This is a genomic window from Sphingobacterium corticibacter (genome assembly GCF_003076635.1).
Classification (GTDB): domain Bacteria; phylum Bacteroidota; class Bacteroidia; order Sphingobacteriales; family Sphingobacteriaceae; genus Sphingobacterium; species Sphingobacterium corticibacter.
Window position 1 is genome coordinate 445845 of the sequence record NZ_QDKG01000003.1, and the last position, 23756, is coordinate 469600.

Annotated in this window: 17 protein-coding genes; 10 read left to right on the top strand and 7 right to left on the bottom strand. The window is 40.5% G+C overall.

Going from position 1 to position 23756, the window contains the following annotated elements; genetic code table 11:
- The first annotated feature begins 37 nt into the window (after positions 1-37).
- Positions 38-1270 carry a metallophosphoesterase family protein gene (locus DC487_RS10680; RefSeq protein ID WP_116775957.1) on the top strand — a complete coding sequence of 411 codons (1233 nt, stop codon included), beginning with the start codon at positions 38-40 and terminating at the stop codon, positions 1268-1270.
- 18 nt (positions 1271-1288) lie between these two features.
- Complete coding sequence (locus DC487_RS10685; RefSeq protein ID WP_116775958.1) at positions 1289-4330, top strand: SbcC/MukB-like Walker B domain-containing protein; 3042 nt, start codon at positions 1289-1291, stop codon at positions 4328-4330.
- A gap of 13 nt (positions 4331-4343) precedes the next feature.
- On the opposite strand, the gene DC487_RS10690 is transcribed toward DC487_RS10685, so the two are convergent.
- Positions 4344-5069 carry a hypothetical protein gene (locus DC487_RS10690; protein ID WP_133228514.1) on the bottom strand — a complete coding sequence of 242 codons (726 nt, stop codon included), beginning with the start codon at positions 5067-5069 and terminating at the stop codon, positions 4344-4346.
- 84 nt (positions 5070-5153) lie between these two features.
- Positions 5154-6002 (bottom strand): polysaccharide deacetylase family protein, encoded by an 849-nt coding sequence (locus tag DC487_RS10695; protein ID WP_165799074.1) that lies wholly within the window; start codon positions 6000-6002, stop codon positions 5154-5156.
- Between the two features lie 282 nt (positions 6003-6284).
- Between DC487_RS10695 and ychF the strand changes: the two genes are divergently transcribed.
- The 3 genes from ychF to DC487_RS10710 all read left to right on the top strand — a co-directional run bounded on the left by ychF (position 6285) and on the right by DC487_RS10710 (position 8750).
- Positions 6285-7385 carry a redox-regulated ATPase YchF gene (gene ychF, locus DC487_RS10700; RefSeq protein ID WP_116775961.1) on the top strand — a complete coding sequence of 367 codons (1101 nt, stop codon included), beginning with the start codon at positions 6285-6287 and terminating at the stop codon, positions 7383-7385.
- 66 nt (positions 7386-7451) lie between these two features.
- Entirely contained in the window at positions 7452-8405 is a 954-nt protein-coding gene (locus DC487_RS10705; RefSeq protein WP_116775962.1) for an acetyl-CoA carboxylase carboxyltransferase subunit alpha, read from the top strand.
- Between the two features lie 51 nt (positions 8406-8456).
- Positions 8457-8750: a hypothetical protein gene (locus DC487_RS10710; RefSeq protein ID WP_116775963.1), complete on the top strand. Its 294-nt coding sequence runs from the start codon at positions 8457-8459 to the stop codon at positions 8748-8750.
- 151 nt (positions 8751-8901) lie between these two features.
- Here the strand turns inward: DC487_RS10710 and DC487_RS10715 are convergent, their stop codons facing one another.
- Positions 8902-9132, bottom strand: a complete 231-nt coding sequence (locus tag DC487_RS10715) for a hypothetical protein (protein WP_116775964.1) — start codon at positions 9130-9132, stop codon at positions 8902-8904.
- Positions 9133-9397: 265 nt separating this feature from the next.
- Here DC487_RS10715 and DC487_RS10720 point away from each other — a divergent pair, with 265 nt between their 5' ends.
- The gene (locus DC487_RS10720; RefSeq protein ID WP_207774369.1) at positions 9398-9904 is read left to right on the top strand and encodes a hypothetical protein; all 507 of its coding nucleotides are present in this window, start codon (positions 9398-9400) and stop codon (positions 9902-9904) included.
- A gap of 23 nt (positions 9905-9927) precedes the next feature.
- Here DC487_RS10720 and DC487_RS10725 read toward each other — a convergent pair whose 3' ends face one another.
- Positions 9928-11445, bottom strand: a complete 1518-nt coding sequence (locus DC487_RS10725) for a GH3 family domain-containing protein (RefSeq protein WP_116775965.1) — start codon at positions 11443-11445, stop codon at positions 9928-9930.
- A gap of 184 nt (positions 11446-11629) precedes the next feature.
- Here DC487_RS10725 and DC487_RS10730 point away from each other — a divergent pair, with 184 nt between their 5' ends.
- Positions 11630-13111: a DUF5687 family protein gene (locus DC487_RS10730; protein ID WP_116775966.1), complete on the top strand. Its 1482-nt coding sequence runs from the start codon at positions 11630-11632 to the stop codon at positions 13109-13111.
- A 42-nt stretch (positions 13112-13153) separates the two neighbouring features.
- Here the strand turns inward: DC487_RS10730 and DC487_RS10735 are convergent, their stop codons facing one another.
- Together DC487_RS10735 and DC487_RS10740 are read right to left on the bottom strand one after the other, a co-directional pair.
- On the bottom strand, positions 13154-15052 hold the full coding sequence (locus tag DC487_RS10735; protein ID WP_116775967.1) for a DUF3857 domain-containing protein: 1899 nt from the start codon (positions 15050-15052) through the stop codon (positions 13154-13156).
- Positions 15052-17028, bottom strand: a complete 1977-nt coding sequence (locus tag DC487_RS10740; protein ID WP_116775968.1) for a DUF3857 domain-containing protein — start codon at positions 17026-17028, stop codon at positions 15052-15054. Before DC487_RS10740 ends, DC487_RS10735 begins: the two co-directional genes overlap by 1 nt.
- A 346-nt stretch (positions 17029-17374) precedes the next feature.
- Here DC487_RS10740 and DC487_RS10745 point away from each other — a divergent pair, with 346 nt between their 5' ends.
- The 3 genes from DC487_RS10745 to DC487_RS10755 all read left to right on the top strand — a co-directional run bounded on the left by DC487_RS10745 (position 17375) and on the right by DC487_RS10755 (position 22662).
- The gene (locus tag DC487_RS10745; protein ID WP_207774372.1) at positions 17375-18082 is read left to right on the top strand and encodes an ATP-binding cassette domain-containing protein; all 708 of its coding nucleotides are present in this window, start codon (positions 17375-17377) and stop codon (positions 18080-18082) included.
- A 14-nt stretch (positions 18083-18096) separates the two neighbouring features.
- The gene (locus DC487_RS10750) at positions 18097-21438 is read left to right on the top strand and encodes a DEAD/DEAH box helicase (protein ID WP_116775969.1); all 3342 of its coding nucleotides are present in this window, start codon (positions 18097-18099) and stop codon (positions 21436-21438) included.
- 117 nt (positions 21439-21555) lie between these two features.
- Positions 21556-22662, top strand: coding sequence for a mechanosensitive ion channel family protein (locus DC487_RS10755; protein WP_116775970.1), 1107 nt, complete (start codon positions 21556-21558; stop codon positions 22660-22662).
- A 237-nt stretch (positions 22663-22899) separates the two neighbouring features.
- Here the strand turns inward: DC487_RS10755 and DC487_RS10760 are convergent, their stop codons facing one another.
- Complete coding sequence (locus DC487_RS10760) at positions 22900-23655, bottom strand: isocitrate lyase/PEP mutase family protein (RefSeq protein ID WP_116775971.1); 756 nt, start codon at positions 23653-23655, stop codon at positions 22900-22902.
- Positions 23656-23756: the final 101 nt, after the last annotated feature.

Here is a 23756-nt window from a genome sequence, read left to right on the forward strand (position 1 = left end):
GTAATTTTAAGGTCTTACACGGAAAGAAGCTTTAACTATGCGCATATTACATACAGCAGATTGGCATTTGGGCAAACGATTAGATTTCTTTTCCCGCATACAAGAACAGCAGGACGTACTGAATGAAATCTGCGAAATAGCAGATCAAGAAGACGTAGATGTAGTACTGGTAGCTGGCGATCTATTTGACACATTTAGCCCTCCCGTAGACGCGATCGAATTGCTATATAGTACACTAAAACGGCTGACGAATAACGGAAAACGTCCGGTTATTGCCATCGCTGGCAACCACGATTCTGCGGATAGAATTGATGCTCCCGATCCATTAGCCCGTGCTTGCGGAATTATATTTGTCGGTTATCCCAATGCACAGCTTAATGCATCAGCCACCTCCCAAGGATTTAGCATAACCCACACCGATAAGGGTTTTCTAGAATTACTACTTCCTCGTTTTAATTATCCATTGCGTATCATTGCCACGCCATATGCCAATGAGCTTCGTTTGAAGCAATATCTTGGCGAAGGCGATGATCGAGACATTAAACTGCATGAAATATTAGCAACGCATTGGCATGATCTTGCCGCTAGGTACTGTGACGTACATGGCGTAAATCTATTAATAACACATTTATACATGATGAGGCGCGGTGGCGAAATGCTGGAAGAACCAGAAGGCGAAAAACCACTCAAAATAGGAAACGCAGATCTGATCTACACCGACGCTATTCCATCGCAGATACAATATACCGCATTAGGTCATTTACATCGCCATCACCAGTTGGGAACAGCATCGTCGCCCATTGTATACTCTGGTAGCCCTCTCGCCTATTCATTTTCCGAGGCAGGACAAGAAAAAAAAGTCATCCTAGTCGATCTAGCGCCCAACGAAAATGCCCAATATGCGCAGCAACGCTTACATGGAGGCCGAACGCTAGTACGCAAACGATTTGATGATATCACTACAGCAGTAGAATGGTTGCAGAATAATCCAAATACCTTGGTAGAGCTGACCATGGTCAGCGATACTTTCATGACCTCAGCCGAGTTAAAAAGTTTGCAAGAAGCACACGATGGCATCATACATATTATACCAATCGTGCAAAGTAGTACCAGCTCGCTTGCCACTGAAAAACCCCTTGCCGACTTGGAGAAAGATGTAAAATCACTTTTTGTAGATTACTTTCAAAGTCGCTATGGCCAACAGCCTAACGATGAACTACTATCGTTGTTTGAAGAAATTAATGGTGAACTAGACAGGTCAGAATCTTAACACCCCAAAATTGCTTACATGTTACCTATATATTTAAGTATTGAAGGATTTTACTCCTATCAGGAAAAGCAGGAAATCGATTTTACCGCGCTAACCGAGGGAGGTCTGTTTGGTATTTTCGGCAGTGTTGGGTCGGGAAAATCATCCATTCTGGAAGCGATCAGTCTCGCACTTTACGGCGATACCGAACGCCTGAATAAGACAGATAAGCGTGGGTACAATATGCTGAATCTTAAATCTGCACAGGCAAAAATTGTGTTTGATTTCCTAAATTTTGAGGGCAAGAAATTTCGATTTACCGCACAATGGCGACGTAGACCCAACAAATTTGAAGACACCAGCACCATCGAACGCGCTGCTTACGTATCTGATCAGGATCGCTGGATTCCTTTGGAGTCTGCCGATGGCTCATTAGTAACCAACCTTTCCTACGCTAACTTCCGACGTACCATCATCATCCCGCAAGGTCAATTCAAAGAATTTTTGGAGCTAAAAGGCAAAGAACGTTCCGAGATGCTGAAAGAAATATTTCAGCTGAACCGCTATGATTTAGGACCAAAGGTTTCAACTCTGCAAAGCGCAAATAGCCAAAAACTCGAAAATCTAAAAGGAGCTCTATCCGGATTTGAAGGCATATCTGTAGAAGTTCTGCAAGAGAAAGAGCAGCAACTAAATACAAATAGAGAGCAGCTCACAAAGTCCAAAACAGAGTTAGATCTATTGCAAACGCAGGTTCAGATCTTAAAAGAAGCGGCAGAGCGTCATCAAGAGTTGGCCGACAAAAAACGGGATCTCAATAATGTGTTGCAGCAAAAGGAAAAGATTGATCAATTGCGCCATGAATTAAAGATCTACGAACAAACAGCCAATCTGTTCCGTGAGCCCATGGCTTCTCGCCAACGTTTGGAAAGGGAAAAAGAAGCTGTAGGCTTGCGGGTAGAGCACCTTCAAGGACAGCGCAAAACACTTTCAGAAGAAATTGATGTATTACAAGAAAGTTTGCGTGTCGTAGAGCTAAATTACAAACAGATCGAACGCATGCGTCAGGAACAAATCGACTTACAAAACCTGATTCATATTCGTAAAAATGAAACCATTTTACAGCAAGAGCAGGCCAATTTAAAAAAAGGAGAACCTTTCGTAGAAAAGTCAAAGCAGGAACTGGTAGACAACAACGAGTCATTAGCAAAAGCAGAGCTAAAGTTAGAGGATCTAAAATCAAATAGATTTGAGGCTTCGGAACTCCTAGAGATCGAAGCTTGGTATTTAGGTAAAGACAATTTAGATAGCCAGATTAAGTCCATCAATCTGCAGAAAAAACAATTGCAAGACGAATTAAAGGCTATCCAACGGCAATTTGAAGTCAAAGGCTTCAAAGAAGCAGGCTGGGAAGAGGAGATCAAAGCACGGGAAAACCTGCTGCAAGATGCCATGTCGCAATTACGAGAGCAAGAAACACATCTACAAGTACAAGTACGCTTAGGCGATTTTGCACACAGCTTGCAGGATGGAGAAGCATGTCCTCTATGCGGAGCGTTAGAGCACCCACAACCTATGTCGGGCGAGCAAGCTATTCGAGAAATGGAACATGTTTCAGCAGAGAAAACTAAACATACAGAGCAGCAAACAGCTATTCAGCAACTTACTAATGAGCTCGCACGCCTTTCCAACACCGCACAGAACAAGACAGAAAATTTGGAAAAGCTCGAAAGTGATCTTAGCGCTTTGGAATTACAAATGACCAAGCATAAAGAAACTTTCCGCTGGGATCTGTACTCTCCCGAAGACAAATCCTTATTTGGTGAGCAAAAACTGAAAAATAAAAAAACCGAGGAAGCGATTCAGAATCTAGAATCCGAAATAAAACAGCTTCGTTCGGCATCTATCCAGAAGGCAGATGAGGTAGCACGATTTGAAAAAAGGTTACAAACCATTATTGAGCAGATTTCAGTAGCCAAACGATTGATTGCGCAATACTCCGAGCAGCTACATACGCTAGACGAAGTCCTGTATAAAAGCTACAGCGAAGCTGACTTAATCAACCTAAAGCAGCAAACAGAGTTAAACATCGCTCGCACCATCGAAGATTACGAACTGCTAACGGGGCGTGTTAATCAAAAAAAGAATGCATTTGCGGATATTGCAGGTCAATATCAATTATCTAAAGAGCAGTTTGGCATTTTACGAGAGACACTTGCCGCTAGTCGCGCAGAGATTGCACAATTATTAGCCAGCAACCATTACGATGACTTAGCGCAGGTCCAACAAATTTTAGACAAAGATCTACCTGTCAATCAAATACGTGGCGAGATTCAAGAATTTGATATTCAGCAGCAGGTGTTGGAGCGTCAAGTGGAAAATCTGACCATCCGTACACAGCACGACGATTATACGCCAGAAAAGTTTGTAGAAACGCGCGATCGCTATGTCGTACAACATTCGGCCTACGAAGAAGAATTGGCAGCTTTTGGTGGACTGGAGCGCGAGTTAGGACATCTCACAGTAGAATTTGCCAAAAAAGAAAAGCTCCATGAGCAATTTGACGCGCTCAGCAAACGGGCAGATCACCTCAAGATAATGGACAACCTATTCCGAGGCAATGGTTTTGTCAATTACATTTCTACCATTCACATGCAACGCTTGTGCGAGATCGCAAATCTGCGATTCCATCGGCTCACTAAGAACCAACTCAGCCTTAGCGTTAGTGATACGAATGATTTCGAAGTAATCGATAATTTGAATAATGGTCACCACCGATCGGTCAAAACTTTATCAGGTGGTCAGAGTTTTCAAGCGTCGCTCTGCTTGGCATTAGCGCTAGCAGAAAATATCCAGTCGCTCAACAAAGCAGATAAAAACTTCTTCTTCATCGATGAAGGGTTTGGCACACAAGATCACGAAAGTATCAATACCGTATTCGATACGTTACAGTATTTGCATCAGGAAAATCGCGTAGTAGGCATTATATCGCACGTAGAAGAGCTGAAAGAGCGAATGCCAAGAGCAGTTACGGTTACCAAAGATTTTGAACGAGGTAGTTTAGTGAATCAAAGCTATTAAATATTGGGTACGTTTATTTTGTAAACGCACCTTCGGCTTTAGCAATTCGTCCTTCCTGATCATACAAAGTCAGCAAAACGGTGTATTCGCCCGCAGGCGCATCATCGACGTGTACATGTTCGTGAAAGGTAATGGTCAATTGATCTTTTATGGAAGGTTTATCAAAGCTCACATCTTTTGAAAAATGCTCACCTTCAATCAGAACTTCTACGCGATCGATTTTACTGATCGCTGTTAGTTCAGCTTCTAAGTGAAGATCATTCCCTTTTTTGTTTATACCTACATCTAGCGCACCGATAATGGGGATGGTATTATCTAATACCACGTCGATCAAAATCGAATCTCTATGCTCGAGCGATTGAACATCTTCCACGGATAATATCAACCAATATTTACCAGAACGCACTGTAGTAGGAACTTGAAACTGCTGAGAAAGTGTATAATTCTGCTGGCCTTTCACATCTGCGATGCAGGGCCAATCCATTTCTATTAGCATTCCTTCGCTATTCTTAAGCTCGAAAGATATAAAATCGATCGCCTTATCCAATGCTATATCTGCTTTTAACAAGCCGGGTTGTCCCAACGCAATTTGTCCATCTTTACTTTGGTCAATACGAAGGCCTGATATTGGTGAATCGTTAAAATTTTGTTGGCATGAAACCGCAAAACATAATAAGGAAATAGGAAACACTCGAAAAAAGCAATACCAGCTAAGGTGTAGAAACGATCTATTCATCATATTTGGGATATCGGGATACCATCAAATATAAATAAATATTACACACAAACGCAACATTGTGTCAAAACAATGATTCGAAAGTTCCTAATACTTCTTAGGATAATCTGTCATGAATTCAAAGCTGTAGTCAGGATGTTGCTTCAAACTATCAATAAGTGCCGCTAATTTATGTTGCGCTTTTGGTAATTGAAACATATCATCATGCATCAATAGAACGACATTATTTGGATACAGACTTATATTTTTATCCAAATAGCTCTTCATCGCTTTGTATGTCATGTCTACAGACTGCTCAGACTCACCAGTTCTTCCATTAATGCGCCACTCTACATCCCATCCGAAAACTTGAAAACCATCCTCGTGAAGCATCTCTGCTGTAGTACCACCATTTCGACCATCCAACCGCTTTACATCACCAAACATCCAGATGTTTCTTCCTGGTAAACGTGCTACCTTATGCTTTAACCCTAATTCTTCCTGAGCTCTTACAAAATCGGTGTATGCAGCAGTAGGATCACTGTAGAATGTCTGGTAGCGGTGATTAGCATGCGTATAGCTATGATTATAAGCCTCTACAAGTGGATTCTCCAAATACTTTTGTAGAGATCTGCTCAGCATTTTACTCATTTTAGCATGTTTTCCTATGAGAAATACGCTGCTCTTTACGCCTTTCGCAGTCACAATAGAATCAATCGCCAAGCTACCTAATAGCGGCCCATCATCAAAAGTAAGATAGATATGTTTTGGTTTTTTCTTTAGCTCGCGATAAATCGAGTCTTTCAACATTGCGCGAGCAACCTTCGGTTCAATTTTATTGATCGAATCTACAGGTGGAAAATATAGCAAACCTTTTTTTAGCGAATCCAACTTATCCATCAGCAGACTTGGCGGAGCCAATATAGCAGGATCTGCACTTATAGAATCGTAAACCACCGACGTCAACGCTTTACTAGACGTAGAATTACATCCAGTCGACAGAAGCACTAAACTACAAAGAGCAAAACAAAAAAATAGAAACCTACTACGCATAATCATAACAGCAGCAAAAAAAGCAGACCATCATTCGATGGTCAAACATGTGATAATTTCAATCGCAAAAATACAAAAAAAGGATGTCCGAATTATAATAATAAAAAGGTATTTATCGGTTATAGACTATCCGCATCTTACAATGTCTTTCAAATTATTATCTTTGCACAAATTTTTAGGACTTTTATGGCATTACAATGTGGAATCGTCGGTTTACCAAACGTAGGTAAATCTACCTTATTTAACTGCTTATCAAATGCGAAGGCACAAGCTGCCAATTTCCCATTTTGTACGATAGAACCCAACGTGGGCGTAATTACCGTTCCGGATGATCGTTTGAAAACGTTGACAGAATTAGTAAATCCACAACGCGTTGTTCCCAATACCATTGAGATCGTAGATATTGCGGGTTTAGTAAAAGGTGCATCGAAAGGTGAAGGGCTTGGGAATCAGTTTTTAGGAAATATTCGCACTACGAATGCTATTATCCATGTTCTACGTTGTTTTGATGACGGTAATGTGATCCATGTGGATGGATCTGTAGACCCAATCCGCGACAAAGAGATCATCGATACTGAGCTGCAGCTAAAAGATTTGGATACCGTAGTAAAACGCATCCAAAAAGTAGAGAAAATGGCGAAGACTGGTGGCGATAAGGATGCTAAGAAGACATATGAAATCCTTTCTGTAATCAAAACTCATTTGGAATCGGGCAAATCTGCTCGTACTGCTCCAATACAAGAAGAGGATTTGGAGTTTATCGAAGAGCTTTCTTTACTGACTAGCAAGCCCGTACTTTATGTGTGTAATGTCGATGAAGCTTCCGTTAATACCGGCAATGCTTATGTAGAGCGTGTAAAAGAAGCCGTAAAAGAGGAGAACGCTAGCGTTTTAGTAATCTCTGCGCAGATTGAGTCAGAAATTGCACAATTGGAAGATTACGAAGAGCGTCAAATGTTCTTAGACGATCTTGGCTTGACAGAATCTGGTGTAAATAAACTGATCCGTGCAGCGTACGATCTTTTGGATTTGGCAACCTATTTCACGGCGGGAGTACAAGAAGTGCGTGCATGGACGATTGAAAAAGGATATACTGCACCGCAAGCTGCTGGTGTAATTCACACCGATTTCGAGAAAGGTTTTATTCGCGCTGAGGTAATCAAATTTGCTGATTTTGTAAGCTTCGGTTCAGAAGCTGCAGTCAAAGAGGCGGGTAAACTTGCTGTAGAAGGCAAAACTTACATAGTACAGGATGGTGACATCATGCACTTCCGCTTCAACGTATAAACCCTCATTTAATACTAATCTAAAATCACTATCTTAGCTTTTCGGCAAGCATAGTAAACAAATTATATGGAGACAACATTTGATTTTGAAAAGCCAATAGCAGATCTACAAACTCAAATTGAGAAAGTAAATCAGGTTGCGGAAAAGACGAAAGTAGACATGAGTGCTACTATTCGCGAGCTCGAGGAGAAGTTGGCACAAACAAAAATCGAGGTCTATCAAAACATGACCGGATGGCAAAAGGTACAAATGTCTCGCCACCCAGGTCGTCCACAGACATTTGATTATATAGAGATGATCAGTACCGATTTTGTCGAACTCCATGGAGATCGCACGGTACGTGATGATAAAGCTATCGTAGGCGGATTTGCCAAGATCAATGGTGAATCAGTCATGATTATTGGTCATCAAAAGGGCAAAAACACCAAAGAGCGCCAATTTCGTAACTTCGGAATGGCTAATCCAGAAGGTTATCGCAAAGCTTTGCGTTTGATGAAAATGGCAGAGAAATTTGGTAAGCCAATCATTACATTAATAGACACCATGGGCGCATACCCAGGCTTGGAAGCAGAAGAGCGCGGGCAAGGTGAAGCGATTGCACGCAACTTACTCGAAATGTCGGTCTTGAAAGTTCCTGTCATCTGTATCGTTATTGGTGAAGGGGCTTCTGGTGGGGCATTGGGTATTGGTATTGGAGATCGTGTATACATGATGCAAAACACTTGGTATTCGGTTATTTCTCCAGAATCCTGTTCTTCTATTTTGTGGAGAAGCTGGGATCACAAAGAGCGAGCAGCAGAAGTATTGAAATTACGAGCAGAAGATATGTTGCAAAACGGATTAATAGATGGCATTATCGAAGAACCACTTGGTGGAGCGCACCAAGATCCATTAGCTGCCGCAGAAAAACTGAAATCGAAAATAGTAAGCGATCTTGCCACCCTGAAGTCTAAAGATATTGATACGTTAGTTAACGAACGAATTGATAAATTTAGTAATATGGGTGTTGTAGTCGAATAAAACCTTTTTAACTTCCAATTGTTCTATTGTTAAGAAACAACAGAATATATTATGGACAAGTTGAAAAAGTTTGAGTTGATGGAAAAGATTTCCAGAGAGCTTGAGGATGTGAGACACAGTCAGCAAGCTGTTTTGGAAAAGATTGGAAAAATTGAGGTCGATAACATCGAACTCGGCGACAAAACAATCGAAGAGAAAATACCTGAGATCTACGAGCGCACCGCGCATAATGCAGATGCTATTCAGGCCATCTTAGATTCATTCCAACAGAAAACGGAAGAATTCAGTGATAAAAACAATATCGCTAAATTGAAAGAACAACAGGAAATCAACAATTTGAAATAATATCAAATTACTCCTGTATAGGGAAAGTCCGATAGATGTACTCTATCGGACTTTCTTTTTGCATTAATACCTGTTTCAGTAATATGCTTTCCTAAAAGAAACGGCTATGGCTTTGAAGCAAATAGCCTTTGTATATACATGGTATAAAATACTAATCGTCCTTCTTTTCAGGATCTACATTTCCATCTGCATTACCGGCTAGAGGTCCTTGTGTCCCATCCAACTCCTCTTCATCCTGCGTCTCTTCGATATCAGGATCATCTTCTTGCTGAGTTCCTTTTATATCTTCCTTTTCAGGTGGAAAGCTCGTGTAGTTTGCTTTTTCGTTTTCTGCTTGACCGCGTTCTTCCGCGTTTTTTGGTTTTTTATTATTATCGTTCATAGGTATTCCCATTAAATGTTTTCTATAAATACTAACAGGCCATTTTATAAAAAGTTTTACGTGAAAAATGCGTTTTGGAGTGGAATTTGCCCCGTATAAGCGAATACATACCTCAAGGAATATGATAATAAAAGATACAGAGACTATTGACAAAGAAATTCCTAATGTAATACGCAACGAAGTAATTAGCGCACTCGCCCACTACCCTGAACTTAAAACAACACGCATTCGATTTAAATTTACGAGATCATTAAAAGGATCAATTATGGCAGCTAGACCACAAGTGAGCACCTTGTTTGGCACCCGCAAAAATCGAACATATGACATACTGATAAATCCTGTCTTCAAATTGCAAAACAGTATTGAGCCAATACATCAAGTCGACTCCAAGGTGTTAATAGGTTGGATTGGTCATGAATTGGGTCATATCATGGATTACGAACAGCGTAGCACTTTTGGCATTGCTCGGTTCGGTTTATTGTATTGGCTTTCTAAAACTTATATCCGCAAAGCAGAGCGTGTGGCTGATACATTTGCCGTACATCGGGGCATGGCGCCATATATACTAGCCACCAAAGATTTTATTCTTAGTCATAGTGGCCTTTCGCAAAAATATAAAGATAAAATTGCACGATTGTACCTATCACCGGATGATATCGTCCAGGTTGTTGAGGAAATGCAACAGAGCAATGCTTCGGATAAGGACGATATTCTAGCGGAAGAAAAAGATATCACCACGAATATTGAACAAGAAGAACAACAAAGCCGATAATCACCGGCTTTGTTGTTTTAAAATTATAGCGTCGCGATATGCGCCTCAAATTCCTTAAATTCTTCCTCCTTCATCACGCGTGGAATCTTCGTCTGACCGCCCAATTTTTTAAAATTGGCACTCCAGTCGTGAAAATGTGATACGGGAACTACATGCACTTGCACCTCAGCCAATGACTGGTTACGCGCTACTTTATAGTTTTTATTACTATTGCTCAACTCCGCGTCTAGAAATGCACTCAATTCAGCCAGCTCTACCTGATGATCCGCACCCAAATACCATTTGGATATATATCTTCCATCGTCGGATATGGTGGCTACTGTAAATTCGTGAATAGATAAATCAAACTTTTCTTGCACACGCTGAATAGCCATATTCATCTGGTTTACAGACAATTGCTCCCCTACTACATTAAGAAAATGTTTGGTACGGCCGCTAATGGTAATTTCGCCCAATTCTTTATTGGCAATAATAACCGTATCACCAATCATGTAGCGCCACGTGCCCGAAACGGTCGAAATCAATAGTACATATTCTTCCCCTTCCTGCACATCTTTCAAGGCAAGTACTTTCGCGTCCTGACGTACGCGGCCTTCTTCGTCCATATTTTCTGGGGTGAACGGTACGAATTCAAAAAAAACACCATTATCCACGATTAAAGACATCGCATCGGTGTCTGGTCTTTTTTGCGTTGCCAGATATCCTTCGGATGCTAAATACGTATCGATATAGGTAACCGGCTTCGCAAATAGTTTTTCAAAACTTTTACGGTAAGGACCAAAGGCAACTCCGCCTGTGGTATATACTTGCAGATTAGGCCAGATATCATGAATAGTTTCCAATTTGTGGTGATTAATGATTTCTTTGAGCATAATCTCGGCCCAAGACGGAATACCGCTAATCGTGCCCACATCCCATTTAGGCGCTGCTTTTACAATACGCTTAACACGCTGTTCCCACGTATCGCTTGCGGCGATTTTCTTTCCAGGCTTGTAGAACTTGCGAAACCACATGGGCAAATTAGCGGCCGTGATCCCACTGATCTCGCCGGCTAAGAAACCATGATAATCTTTCAGATTGGTACTACTACCCAACATCATAATATTCTTCTCAAAAAACTCCGCTGGTACATCAAAATTCTTCATGCTCAACACCTGCTGAATGCCTGATCGTCGAATAGAATCTAACATGTCGTCTGTGACTGGAATTGCTTTACTATTGCTGGTCGTGCCACTGCTCAATGCAAAATAGCGCTGACCACCAGGCCAGGTCACATTCTCATGCCCTTCCTCTAGGTAATGCCACCATTCGGCATGCAATTTATCGTAATCAAAAATCGGAACCTGTTCTTGAAATGCTTGAATCGGATCTGCTGACTGTAGTATTTCTGTAAACCCAAATTGCCGACCAAATGCCGTATGCTGCGCTCGTGTTAGCAAATCTTTTAATACTTCCAGCTGTGCTGATTCTGGACTAGTCTCTCCTTTAAGTAAACCATTTACTTTAATTGCTCTCTTTATAATCTCTCCAATAATTGCCATAGGTATAGCGCTATTAATGTTCTTTTAGATACATGTACTCGTAGGGAATATAGCCCACACGTTTCTCCACTATATAACGCCAAACCCAGATTATTGTTGACCATTCTATCCCAATAATTAGCTATTTTGCATATCTTCGAAGGGAAAATTATCACTCTAAATCGCGCACCGTAAATCGTCTATTATGTTCGTAAAATTTCTAGCTTTGGAGTGGAAAAGTCTTTTTCGTTCTGCAAATGTCGGCCATAGCATCCTGATTAAAACACTATTAGCTTTTTTTGCGCTGCTATTTGCGATAGGTCTTTTGGCTATAGGACACAGCATGTACGATATATTAGATGAAAGCTCGGATCATCTATTTCCCATGCAACAAGTAAATCGCTATCTGCTGGTTTGGTTTCTTTCAGAATTAGGTTTACGTTTCTTTATGCAGCAGCTACCCATTTTAAATATAAAACCCTTCCTGATCCAACGAATTTCACGCGATACGCTTACGCATTACCTGCTCAGCAAGAGTTTATTTACATTCTATAATCTTTTAGCGCCCTTATTGTTTATCCCGTTTGCCATTGCCTGCTGGTCTATTGGCGATTATTCTGGACTTCAAATTTTAGGGTGGCTTGTCGCTGTAATTGGGACTTCCCTATCGCTACATTTTTTCAACTTCTCCATCCAACAATCTTTGTCTGCTCATTGGAGATTAGCGAGCATTATCGTCTTGGTAGTCGCTATACTGATACTGCTCGATTACCTGCATGTCCTATCCGTTTCAGATCAAATAGCTGCTTTCTACGAATTGGTTTTACTTCATCCCTCCTTAGCCGTATTACCAATTCTGCTTATTGTAGTATCATACTTGTTGATATATCGCTCTTTGCGGCATCAGCTTTATCTCGAAGGCAGGGCGCATAGCAGAAAAAACTCAACAAAGACAGACGATATACGATGGATAGATCAGCTGGGGCGATATGCACCAGTAATCCGTTTGGATTTAAAATTATTGTGGCGCAATAAGCGGACAAAATCGTTATTGACAACCGCATTTTTTGGCCTTCTATATGGATTATTATTCTATAACAATTCCAGCTCCAGTAGTCAAGGTATGCTGGTTTTTGTAGGCATCTTTATGACAGGTTTGTTTACGTTAAACTTCGGTCAGTTCGTTCCAGCTTGGGATAGTTCTTATTATTCAATCATCCATACACAGCGCATTAATATCCAAGATTATCTTGGAGCCAAGTCGATATTGCTCTACATCAGCATTATCTTCGGAATGATCTTAACGATTCCGTATGTATATTTCGGCAAGGAAATTTTAATGATCAACCTCTCCACCGCCGTATACAATCTTGGTGTCAACGTGCCCATTATTCTCTATTTTGGCACATACAATAAGAAACGAGTCGATTTGGAAAAATCTCAGTTTTTCAATTATCAAGGTATGGGCGCTGCCCAATGGATTATGATGCTTCCCGCCTTACTAATCCCCGTAATCCTTTGGTCAATTGTACAAGCCTTTACCACTTTTGAAACAACATGTTTGATTTTTGTGGTACTGGGAATGATTGGTTTATGTTTCAGAAATGTTTGGTTACGTATCATCGCGCGCCGATATCATGCGCGCAAATATGCGATGTTGGAAGGTTTTAAGCAAGTAGGTGAATAATAATTATCGCAGCAATCCGCGATTTCATAAACAAAAAATGGATTATTTTCCTAAGTTAAGTGTCAATCTCAGTTTATCATTAGTCGCCACTTCTTGCATGAAACTTTCGTACAATTCATAATCTTCTGGAGGAAAAACTCCGTCTTGAATCACTAATTTCCGGTAGTAGAATAATTTACCGTCTACTAACTTCGCGATTAGCTCATAGTTGCCAAATTTACTCTCAATCTTTACTTGCTTAGGCAAAAATATGGGCACAATTTCACCATCCAGAGTGAAGTAAATACTATCTATATCAGTATAACCGCGTTTTATTTCAAAAGACAAACTGCGATTGCGCACCGATGGAATAGTACGTTGCACATTAAATAAATTCGGAAAGAAGGAAATCCGATTATCCGTTACACTTCCGTAGTTTTCTATATTTACGCCCAGTTTTTCTGTAAAAAGTGGAATATCATTATTCGCTGCTAAATCTACCGAAGTAAACTCTATATTATTGATATCGTACAGGTGTTTTAATTGTCTTTCTTTTTCTATCGGCGTTTTTTTAATAAGAGAAAAATGATTATCGAATTGCGCACCTTGAAAATAAGTGGTTAGGTCACCACTAATCTTCCCATTTTTAGACAAGGTTAACATTGCTTCACGTGCTTGAGTGCTAGTTTCAGCACCAAATTTTGGTGTTTTCAGCATTTTACCACCATCTTTTGTGTAGGCGAAAACCCATCTATCATCCGTAAAAGAGCCTAAGTACCCGAAAGGTGCATCTTGACTAGTACATTCTAACCAAGTAGTATCATTTGCCAATGGCAAACATAAGATAGCATGATTGCCCTGTTCCATACTAGCAAAGGATGGTATTAAATCCGTTTTTTCGTCGCCAGCTTCGACAATGCAATAATAAGATGGTATATCAGCCACTTCTAACAGCGCTTGCATGTAGTTGACCAAGGCTTTGCAATCCCCATAACCTAAGCGATCTACCTCACTTGCTTTTATAGGCTGAAAACCACCAATACCGATTTGCACGCTGATGTAGCGCGTTTTCTTTTGAAAATGATCGTATATCTTTTTGGCTTTTTCTTTGTCATCGGTATCGTTCTCCACCAATTTTTTGATGGTTTGAATGGTTTCCGGCGACAGAATGCGCTTATCTTTTAACAAATAATCGTAGCAAAGTTGGCCTAATCCTTGCCAATCTTCATAAACACCTTTAAAATTATAATAACTGAAATTCTTAGGCGCTACTTTGATGGAAGTGAAATACGTATCGGGATTAGGCGCATATATTTCGTGGCGTACGGCGGGCACATTTTCTATCTGCCAAGTCCAGCTCTTTTGTTTTTCAAGCGTCGCTTCTTCTGGCGTACCAACATAGTTTCTGCTGTGTACACGGATCTCATCTGTCGGATTACAAACAAACTGATAACTACTTTTCTCTACAGCTACATCAAATCCAGGAACGGGATTCCATTCTGGAATAATCAAATTCTGCTTATTTCTGATTTCGTAGCTATAAACAACGGTGTAAGGATAACTATTGATTTGCGGCATATAATATTTTACCCGGCTATCCTCAAAAAGTGAAAAATCGTTTACCGCACTTTCATCTTTGAAATTATTCAAGGAAATTTTTGTGACTAACCGTCCGAATTCATCATAAATCTCACCTTTGGCCGATTTTATGGAAGTATTCTTATCATAGAACAAACCCAAAGTACCATACTTATCACCATTTTTATTTAAAACGGTAATCGTTTTTTGAATAGATATCGATACGTTATTGGCTGATCGCATATCGATCACCGTTTTACTGTCTCTTATGACTGCATGGGCTCGATTCTTTAAAGCAGCCGAAATATGTTCTGCCGAATGGTCTTGCGATATGACTGCTGAAATGCTCCACAAAAAAATGGAAAACCATAAGAATACCTTCATTATTTATCTTTTGAGATTAACACTTCCGCTTTTTGCGCTTGAATAATTTGATTATAAAACTCTTTTAGATAATGGTACTCATCGGCCGAATAGATTGCTTTATTGAATGCCAGCAGTTGGTTTACCGCTAATGTTCGATCTGCTATCTCTGTTTGTAAAAAATACCTACCGCCTTTATCAGGCAATGCAATGGCCAAATCTTTCGGTCGTTCCGTCACCGCATATTGTTCGGGCAAGATAAGTTTTATGGTTACTCGTTCTTCACTTGCAGCGCCTAGATCTACCGGATAATTTCTTTCATTCAATTTGAATGGATTTTTTTTAACGCCATTAATAAAGAAAGGATTAAAATGCTGATACTCGTTTTCTGCACTCTGCGCACTAAATTCTATTTCATACACTTCGCTCAATGCTCTTTCAACGCTATCAACATAATTTATTTTGAAGTTCTTAATCTTAATGTTTACCATTCGCTCGGCCAATTTATCTACATACTCATCCACCGACGAGGAATTGGCTATATCCTTCCTTTTGTTTAACGCATCATAACCATTTAAATAGGTAGTTAACTTGGCTGTAATTTTACCATCAGCGTTCATCTCACCTATTAAGCTATACGTAGATAAGCTTTTCTTACCAGCTGTTAAATCAATCCAATAAGATGGCTTCTTTAAATGAATTACGCGACCTTGGTCATTAATACACCTTAATGGCAATAAACCAAAGGGCAGCAATGGGTCGGTGGCATCTAGTAAGTAGCTTTCGGCACCAATATTAAGCTTCGCGATCACATAGTTAAAATCACTCATAATCGGATAGAGCTTATTTGGAATAGGATTATCTCTGGTAGAAAGTATGACTGCCTCCACATCTAAATTAGCGGCAGAAAGCGCAGATATAAGTGCAAAATTAATATCGGCCACATTACCCGATCGTTTTTCTATGACTTCTTTGACGCTCGTTTCGCTGTATTTCCCGTAGTAATTATTCCATTTTATTTGTTTTTTAATGTAATCAAAAATGACTTTTGCCTTCGCCAAATCATCATTTTCCCCTTGAATAAGATCCGGAACAATATCTTTGAATACATCTTTACGTTTCATCTGACCACCAAATTCTTTATTATTGGACAATTCCCTATCAACATCTTTCCAATTTTGTGTGTATTTTTTTGATGAACCATTAAATAAAACAACCTCAGAAAGTTCAAAATGAGCTGCAGATATATAATTACTCGGCGCAATCATATAATCTTCCTCTACGAATGCCGGTACATTTTTTAGACTATATGTCAATTTAGAACAATCCAGGTCTTTACCAGCTATACGTAGACAGTCTTTGGCTATTTCCGCTTTATTATCAGTAAGTTTCAGATAACCTCTTAATGACACATTGTACATATAATTGCCCGGAATAAAGGCCACATACGTACTATTTAGTTTCGGAAACTCTCCTTGAAAATCCCAACTTTTAAAAGTAAATAAATAGGGACTCTCGAAGGTATACTCGTATTCAATGATGGAGTTGTCCTTCACATTGGGCAACGTAAATTTAGTGAGTGCCTGGTACTTGGATTTATCTTCGGTGAATACCGCTTTATTGGTCATTACGGTTTCTTCGAGTTTACCATTTTCCTGATTAAAGGTGGATGCCTTAATGTCGTAAGCGCGCTCTTTTTCATCATAAGCTGTTCCATTCTTGTGCAATGGAATAATAATGTTCGCGGCGCTAAACCCTTCTTTATTAAATATCTTAATACGAGCGTGATATTTGTGTATCAATTTCATTTTTCCGGTTTCGGGCTCGAACGAAAAACGAGTAGTACCATACTCATTCAAAAAAACAGCGTTGGCAGTACTATCAATCTCATTTCTATCGAAATGTAAGTCTTCGAAGGAAAGTTTACCAAAAGTAAATTCTTGAGAAACAGCCAAAAAAGGAGCTAATAAAAGAGCAATAACGACACTTTTAAACATAAAATTTTCATCAGATTAATAATGATGCAATATTAATCAACTTGTTCCGTTATTAGCTTTTTTATGCAAAAAATATTCTATTCTCGTCAAGAATATTCCATGTGATACGACAGGCGATCCATTTTAATACTACCTGAATACTAAACCATTAATGATCACACGCCGCAATTCAAAATTTAACTCCGAAGAATTTGCTAACTTACAGCTGCAAAACATCGAAATACTACGCTCTGATAGTATCAATAAATGGCGGTGTAATTTTGAAAAAATATCTTCACTCAATACCCGCTGCTATTAAACGTGCAAATACAATAATTAAAAGGTTTTAAACAGGTAAGCGAGAAATATGACGCAGCATATAATTGATATTATGGAGCTAAGTAAAGTCTACAACGGTCAGACGGTTTTGCAAATCCCTGCTTTACAGATCCGTCAGGGAGATTGTATTGGTTTGGTGGGCAATAATGGTGCTGGCAAGACCACGCTCTTCAGCATATTACTAGATCTTATCCCTGTTACCACTGGTTCTGTACTACATCAGGGATTGAACGCATCGGGATCTGACGAATGGAAAAGTTGGACTACTGCCTTTTTGGATGAAAGCTTTTTGATCGGTTACCTCACGCCTGAAGAATTTTTGCATTTCATTGCCGAAGTACGCCATGTGGAGCACACTCAGGTGGATTTGTTATTAGAGAAGTACCAAGATTTTTTTCAAGGTGAAGTACTGAATCGCGGTACCTACATTCGCGATCTATCCAAAGGAAATCAAAAAAAAGTCGGCATTATCTCGACGTTAATTGGAGACCCGACCGTCATCATCTGGGACGAACCTTTTGCAAATCTAGATCCTAGTACGCAAATACGACTAAAGCATATTATTAAAGATCTAACGGCTACAGGCGAAAAAACCATGCTAATTTCAAGTCATGACTTGTCGCACACGGTCGATGTATCCAGTCGGATTATCGCACTAGAGCGTGGCAGAGTTGTGAAAGATATGGCAAAATCAGATGAGACATTGCCAGAATTACAACAATTTTTCACGGTTTAATACCTTCTGACAGCGTGAGATTACCTGACGGCACGTACCAATTGCAAGCTACTTCGTTCGATAATTTGAGCGAATTAACATTATTGAAACATTATCCTGCGGTGGATACGGCATTCGCCAAATCAGCGATGTATCAGTTGCGTGTATCACATATCATGCTCCATGGTATTGAATTTGTTGCGGCGATGGATCTTGAAGAAGATCTGACGATTCGACTATGGCAAAGTGCGGCGGGCATCAGCGTACGCACATCTTCGCCAGTTTTCGATCAATCACATTTATCTCCATATGAATATTTAGCGATATATGCCGTGATGCATATCACCGCTTACCGCGTATTTTTTGATGGCGAGGCGCGACGCGAAATGCTCGTTCCGTATGCCAAGCCTTATGGTTTAGAATCGGAAACTGACCTTGATCCATATTTTAACTTGCTATATGATAAAGGATCGATTCAAGTACGACCAGCTAATGATGCTATTCTTGATTTGAAGAACGAAAATGCGGGTGGCATTCCTCTACCGAAAATTTTTGACCGTGAAATAGAAACCGATACCGCAAAGCAAAGTATTCTTGTGCTGGGATTGCATAAATTTTACGCACAATTACGATTTGACTTGTTGAGCGTGAGCATGACACAATCGGGTAAGCCTAAGGCACCTTTTCAATTTCTTAACACTGCAAATATGCTTTGGAAAGAGCAAAGTGCTGCAGCAGTCAAGTTTTACGTAGCATTAGGTAATTTTGCGAGCGCTTACGAAGAAAAAGAAGAGGAAGAAGATCTGGCGGCCTTGATCGCTATACAGCGAAATCCACTATCGCTACCTACCTACCTCCACGACAGGGCAATTTCGGATAATATTACCGCAAAATCCATTCGACCAATTAGATTGGAAATGCTGCAAGCCACGATCGTACTTCGCGTATTCAAGCGGCAGCCATTTTACGAACTCACCGCTACCTTACGTTGGGATGAACAGGAGTTTCCGCTAAAAACACTTCCAATCAAGCACCGTTATTTCATACAAAAAAGTCAAGTATTTTCGCTGATTGGCAATGTGCATATGCTGCGCTTGATCGAATATTTCCGCAAGCGCCCCGACATCCTATTGATTCACGAATCAAAATACGAAGTTTTCGAAAAATCTGTGTTAGAGCCGCTGGAGGAAGCGATTGAGATCCAATATGCCACCATCCGATCGGCCAGCAAAGAGGAAAAGCAGATAATACAGCAAAATACAGAGCGGATCATTTATTTGGCGCAGCGTGGCAGCTTCGTCTACCTCACACCAGTTGTGCGTTATGGAGCGATAGAGATTCCGCTGGTCACCAAAAGGCAAATTAAAGGAATAGATGCCAATGGCAATACTTACCTCGTGGAGCGCGATGAAGATTTAGAAAGCAGCTTCAAAGCGCTATTGGCAGCACAGCATCCGCACTTCGGAGAGCAATGGCATGAACGTGATTTATTCTATCTGCACCACGAAGCATTCGTCGCCAACGATTGGTTTTTACCTGTTTTTGAGCGTCTGCGTCAAGAAGGTATAGGCATTTTAGGCGCGCAAAACCTAAAATTGGACAAGCTCAATATCCATACGGCAAAGGTCGACATCAAGATACTCAGCGGTACCGATTGGTTCAACGCCAAAATTACAGCAACTTATGGCGATCAGCATGCATCGATAAAGCAATTGTATCGCGCCATTCGCAATAAGCAACGCTATGTCACCTTAGACGATGGCACACGCGGTATTTTACCCGAAGAATGGATCGATAAATTAACGAACTTCTTTGCACTGGGAACAGTGCAAGAAGGGCATATTGACATTCCCAAAGCACGATTTGCTGAGTTGCATAATTTAGACGACAATGTCGAATGGTCCCCTGAGACAAAACGCGAAGTTGACCTTTTTGTAAAGCGGCTACATCATCAACAAGAGTTTCCAGCAGTTGAAGTACCCGTAGCACTACAAGCAAAGCTACGACCGTACCAAATCCAAGGATTGGCGTGGTTATCTGCTTTAGACAATTTTAATTTCGGTGGTTGCTTGGCAGATGATATGGGTTTGGGCAAAACATTGCAAATCATCGCATTATTACTTTCACAACGCAATCAAGGGGATCGACGTACGGCGCTGGTAGTTTTACCAACTTCGCTCCTATTCAATTGGGAGAGCGAAATACAAACGTACGCACCTTCCCTTTCCATACATATTCTTTATGGTAAAGGAAGAGATCTTTCGCCAGCCGAGTGGTCGGATTTCGATGTCTTGATTACTACTTATGGCGTGATGGTTTCGGATATTTCAAGGTTAACAAAATTCGCTTTCGATACCATCATTTTAGATGAGTCGCAAGCAATTAAAAATCCAGCTTCGATACGCTATAAATCTGCCATACAGTTAAAAAGCAGAAATCGTTTTGTTTTGACTGGTACTCCCATCGAAAATAGCACCTATGATTTGTATGGTCAGCTTTCCTTTGCTTGTCCAGGTTTGCTCGGAAATATGACGTATTTCAGAGACACCTATTCTACGCCAATTGATCGCTTTGACGATCATAAACGTGCAGCAGAATTGCAGAAATATACGGCGCCCTTCGTCTTACGACGCACAAAAAAGCAAGTGGCTACGGAATTGCCAGAGAAAACAGAGATGATCATCTACTGTGAATTGGGTGAGAAACAACGCACAATTTACGACACCTACGAAGCCGAATTACGCCATTATGTCGATCAATTCGACGAAGACGAGTTGGAAAAAAATAGCATGAATGTATTGGCCGGATTAACGCGCCTGCGGCAGATCGCCAATGCGCCGGCATTGCTAAAAGAAGGCTACGAAGAGACTATTTCCGCTAAGATTGATGCAATTTTGGAGCAATTAGACAGCATTATTTCGCAACATAAAGTCATTATTTTCTCTCAGTTCGTGGGGATGTTGGATTTGATTAGAGGTCGATTAGATGATCGTGACATAAAGTATTCTTATCTAACTGGACAGACTGTAGGCCGTGCAATGGAAGTAGATCAGTTTCAAAAAAATGATGATCGCCGCGTATTTCTGGTTAGCTTAAAAGCTGGTGGTACAGGCTTGAATCTGACCGCGGCAGATTATGTCTTTTTGATGGATCCTTGGTGGAATCCAGCGGTAGAAAATCAAGCAATTGATCGTAGTTATCGGATCGGACAAGAGAAACACGTCACAGCAGTACGGTTTATCGCGATAGATACGGTGGAACAAAAGATGATGAAGCTACAACAGAAAAAACGTGATCTCGCCGGTTCATTAATTTCACCCTCGAGCGCCAAAACTCCGAAAATAGGCAAGGAAGACTTATTGGATCTACTTGGATAAGCATGAATTTATACTGGTATAAGCTTATCAGGTACTGCTTGAGGACGCTATTTCAAAATGTAAAAACCACCTTGCAGTAGGTCTGTTATAGAATGGTAAGCTATTCTATTGAAAGACATGACAATCAACCTCACTGAACTTGCGTTCAAAATGCCGGCATGGACCTGGAACGTATTAGTTATTATTTTCTCCGTCATTCTGGGGTTTGCCATCCGAGCGATCCTATTGCCCATCGTACGCCAACAAGCAAAAAGTGGCAATGCGTACTCGGTGATAAGATCTATCATTCGACATCTCAACAAAATCTTGTCGGTATTTATTCCGCTTCTCGTATTCAATGCCTTGCTACCTTTCACACGTTTTACTGTGCAAACGCATGCTTTGGTAGAAAAGATCACAGAAATTCTGATCACTTTAGCATTCGCTATCGTCGTGATTCGTTTCATTCGCATATTCGAAGATTATCTCTATCATCGATTCGATATCAATAAAGAAAATAACCTACGCGAACGTAAGATTCGTACGCAAATCGAGTTTATTCGCAAATTGCTGATCACATTAATTGTCATCGTCACCATCGCTATTGTGTTGTTGAGCTTTGAGAATATGCGTAAAATCGGCGCCGGATTACTTACGGGTGTGGGTGTCGGTGGTATTATTATTGGTTTTGCCGCACAAAAGTCCTTAGGAAATCTGCTTGCTGGTTTGCAAATCGCCTTCACACAACCCATTCGTATGGATGATGTGCTGATTGTAGAAGGTGAATGGGGCAAGGTGGAAGAAATCAATCTTACCTATGTAGTGGTTAGCATTTGGGACAAACGACGGCTCGTCTTACCCATCAATTATTTTATCGAAAAACCATTTCAAAACTGGACGAGAACTACAGCGGAGATACTCGGTACTGTATTTCTCTATGTTGATTTTACGATTCCAGTCGATAAATTGCGCGGCAAATTGACCGAACTGTTGGAAAGCAACGTGCTTTGGGATGGCAAAGTAAACGTCTTGCAGGTCACAGATTTTAAGGAAAAAACAATGGAATTGCGCTGTTTGATGAGCTGTCGCAATTCTGGACACGCGTTTGATCTGCGCTGCTACGTCCGTGAGCACATGATTGCATACATCAACGAAAACTTTCCCAATGCACTCAGCCAAACGCGCATATCGATGGCTCCACCTATTACGCCAGAAGGTACGAATAGCGCACCGGAGATTGTTTAAAAAAAGTCATATCATCATAGTGATAAGGTACGAAGACCGCCGAAGGCAGCTCCAAAGGAAACCGATTTATTAAAAATTACGTCATTGCGCGGAGGCACGACAAAGCAATCTAATCTGTTGAGAAGACGATCTTATTTTAAAGATTGCCGCAGCCTCGCACCTCGGCTAAATAATTACAAAAAAAATCGGTGTGCAGTTGACCTGCACACCGATTTTAGTTTATGAATTGTTGTGTGTTTATTGATACAATTTACCAAAAGCCTGCTCCTTCTGAATATCTCCCAACAACTCTTTTGTTGTCTTAAAGATTTTCTCATAGAGCTTTGCTCCATGGCTGATACGTTTCACACCTAGTTCTGTTAAGGTTTTGTAATCAGGAATGTTTGGTGTTGCGAAGACGTTCAATGGTAATTGGATTTCTTGCACGAACTGCTTAATGTCTTCTTTCTTTTCGATCACTGGAATAAAGATACCATCCGCACCAGCATCAGCATAGATTTGTGCTCTTCGGATTGATTCGGCTAATGCATCAGGGTGTTTGGTCGTATAAGTATCTGCACGTGCATTGATAAAAATATTCGTTACCGCTTTGATTGCTTTTATCTTATGCGCTAGCACCTGCGGATCTTCCATACCTCGCTTGCCATCTTTCACGACGCCATCTTCTAGATTGATCCCGACAACACCAACTTCAACCAGTTGCTTTACATGTGCGGCTACCTCTTCTGGATCAGAAGAATAACCTGCTTCAAAATCAACGGAAACCGGAATGTTTACCGCTTTTACAATACGCTCGACCACAAAAAGGATCTCGTCTACACTGATATTTTGTCCATCTTCATAACCCAAAATATTGGCAATGGCGTGGCTAGAACTTCCTAATCCTTGGAAACCTAGTTCTTCGGCAGCTTTGGCCGTATGCGCATCCCACACATTTCCTAGTACAAATGGTTTGTCCTGCTCGTGCAGTGCTTTAAATTTTTCTACTGACATATTTGCTTGATTATAATTGTTATGAACTTCGTTCGATTTCTAATCCTTTACGCTTATAAATGTGCCGGAGTGAAGATACGACACACTTCCTAAAAACAGGG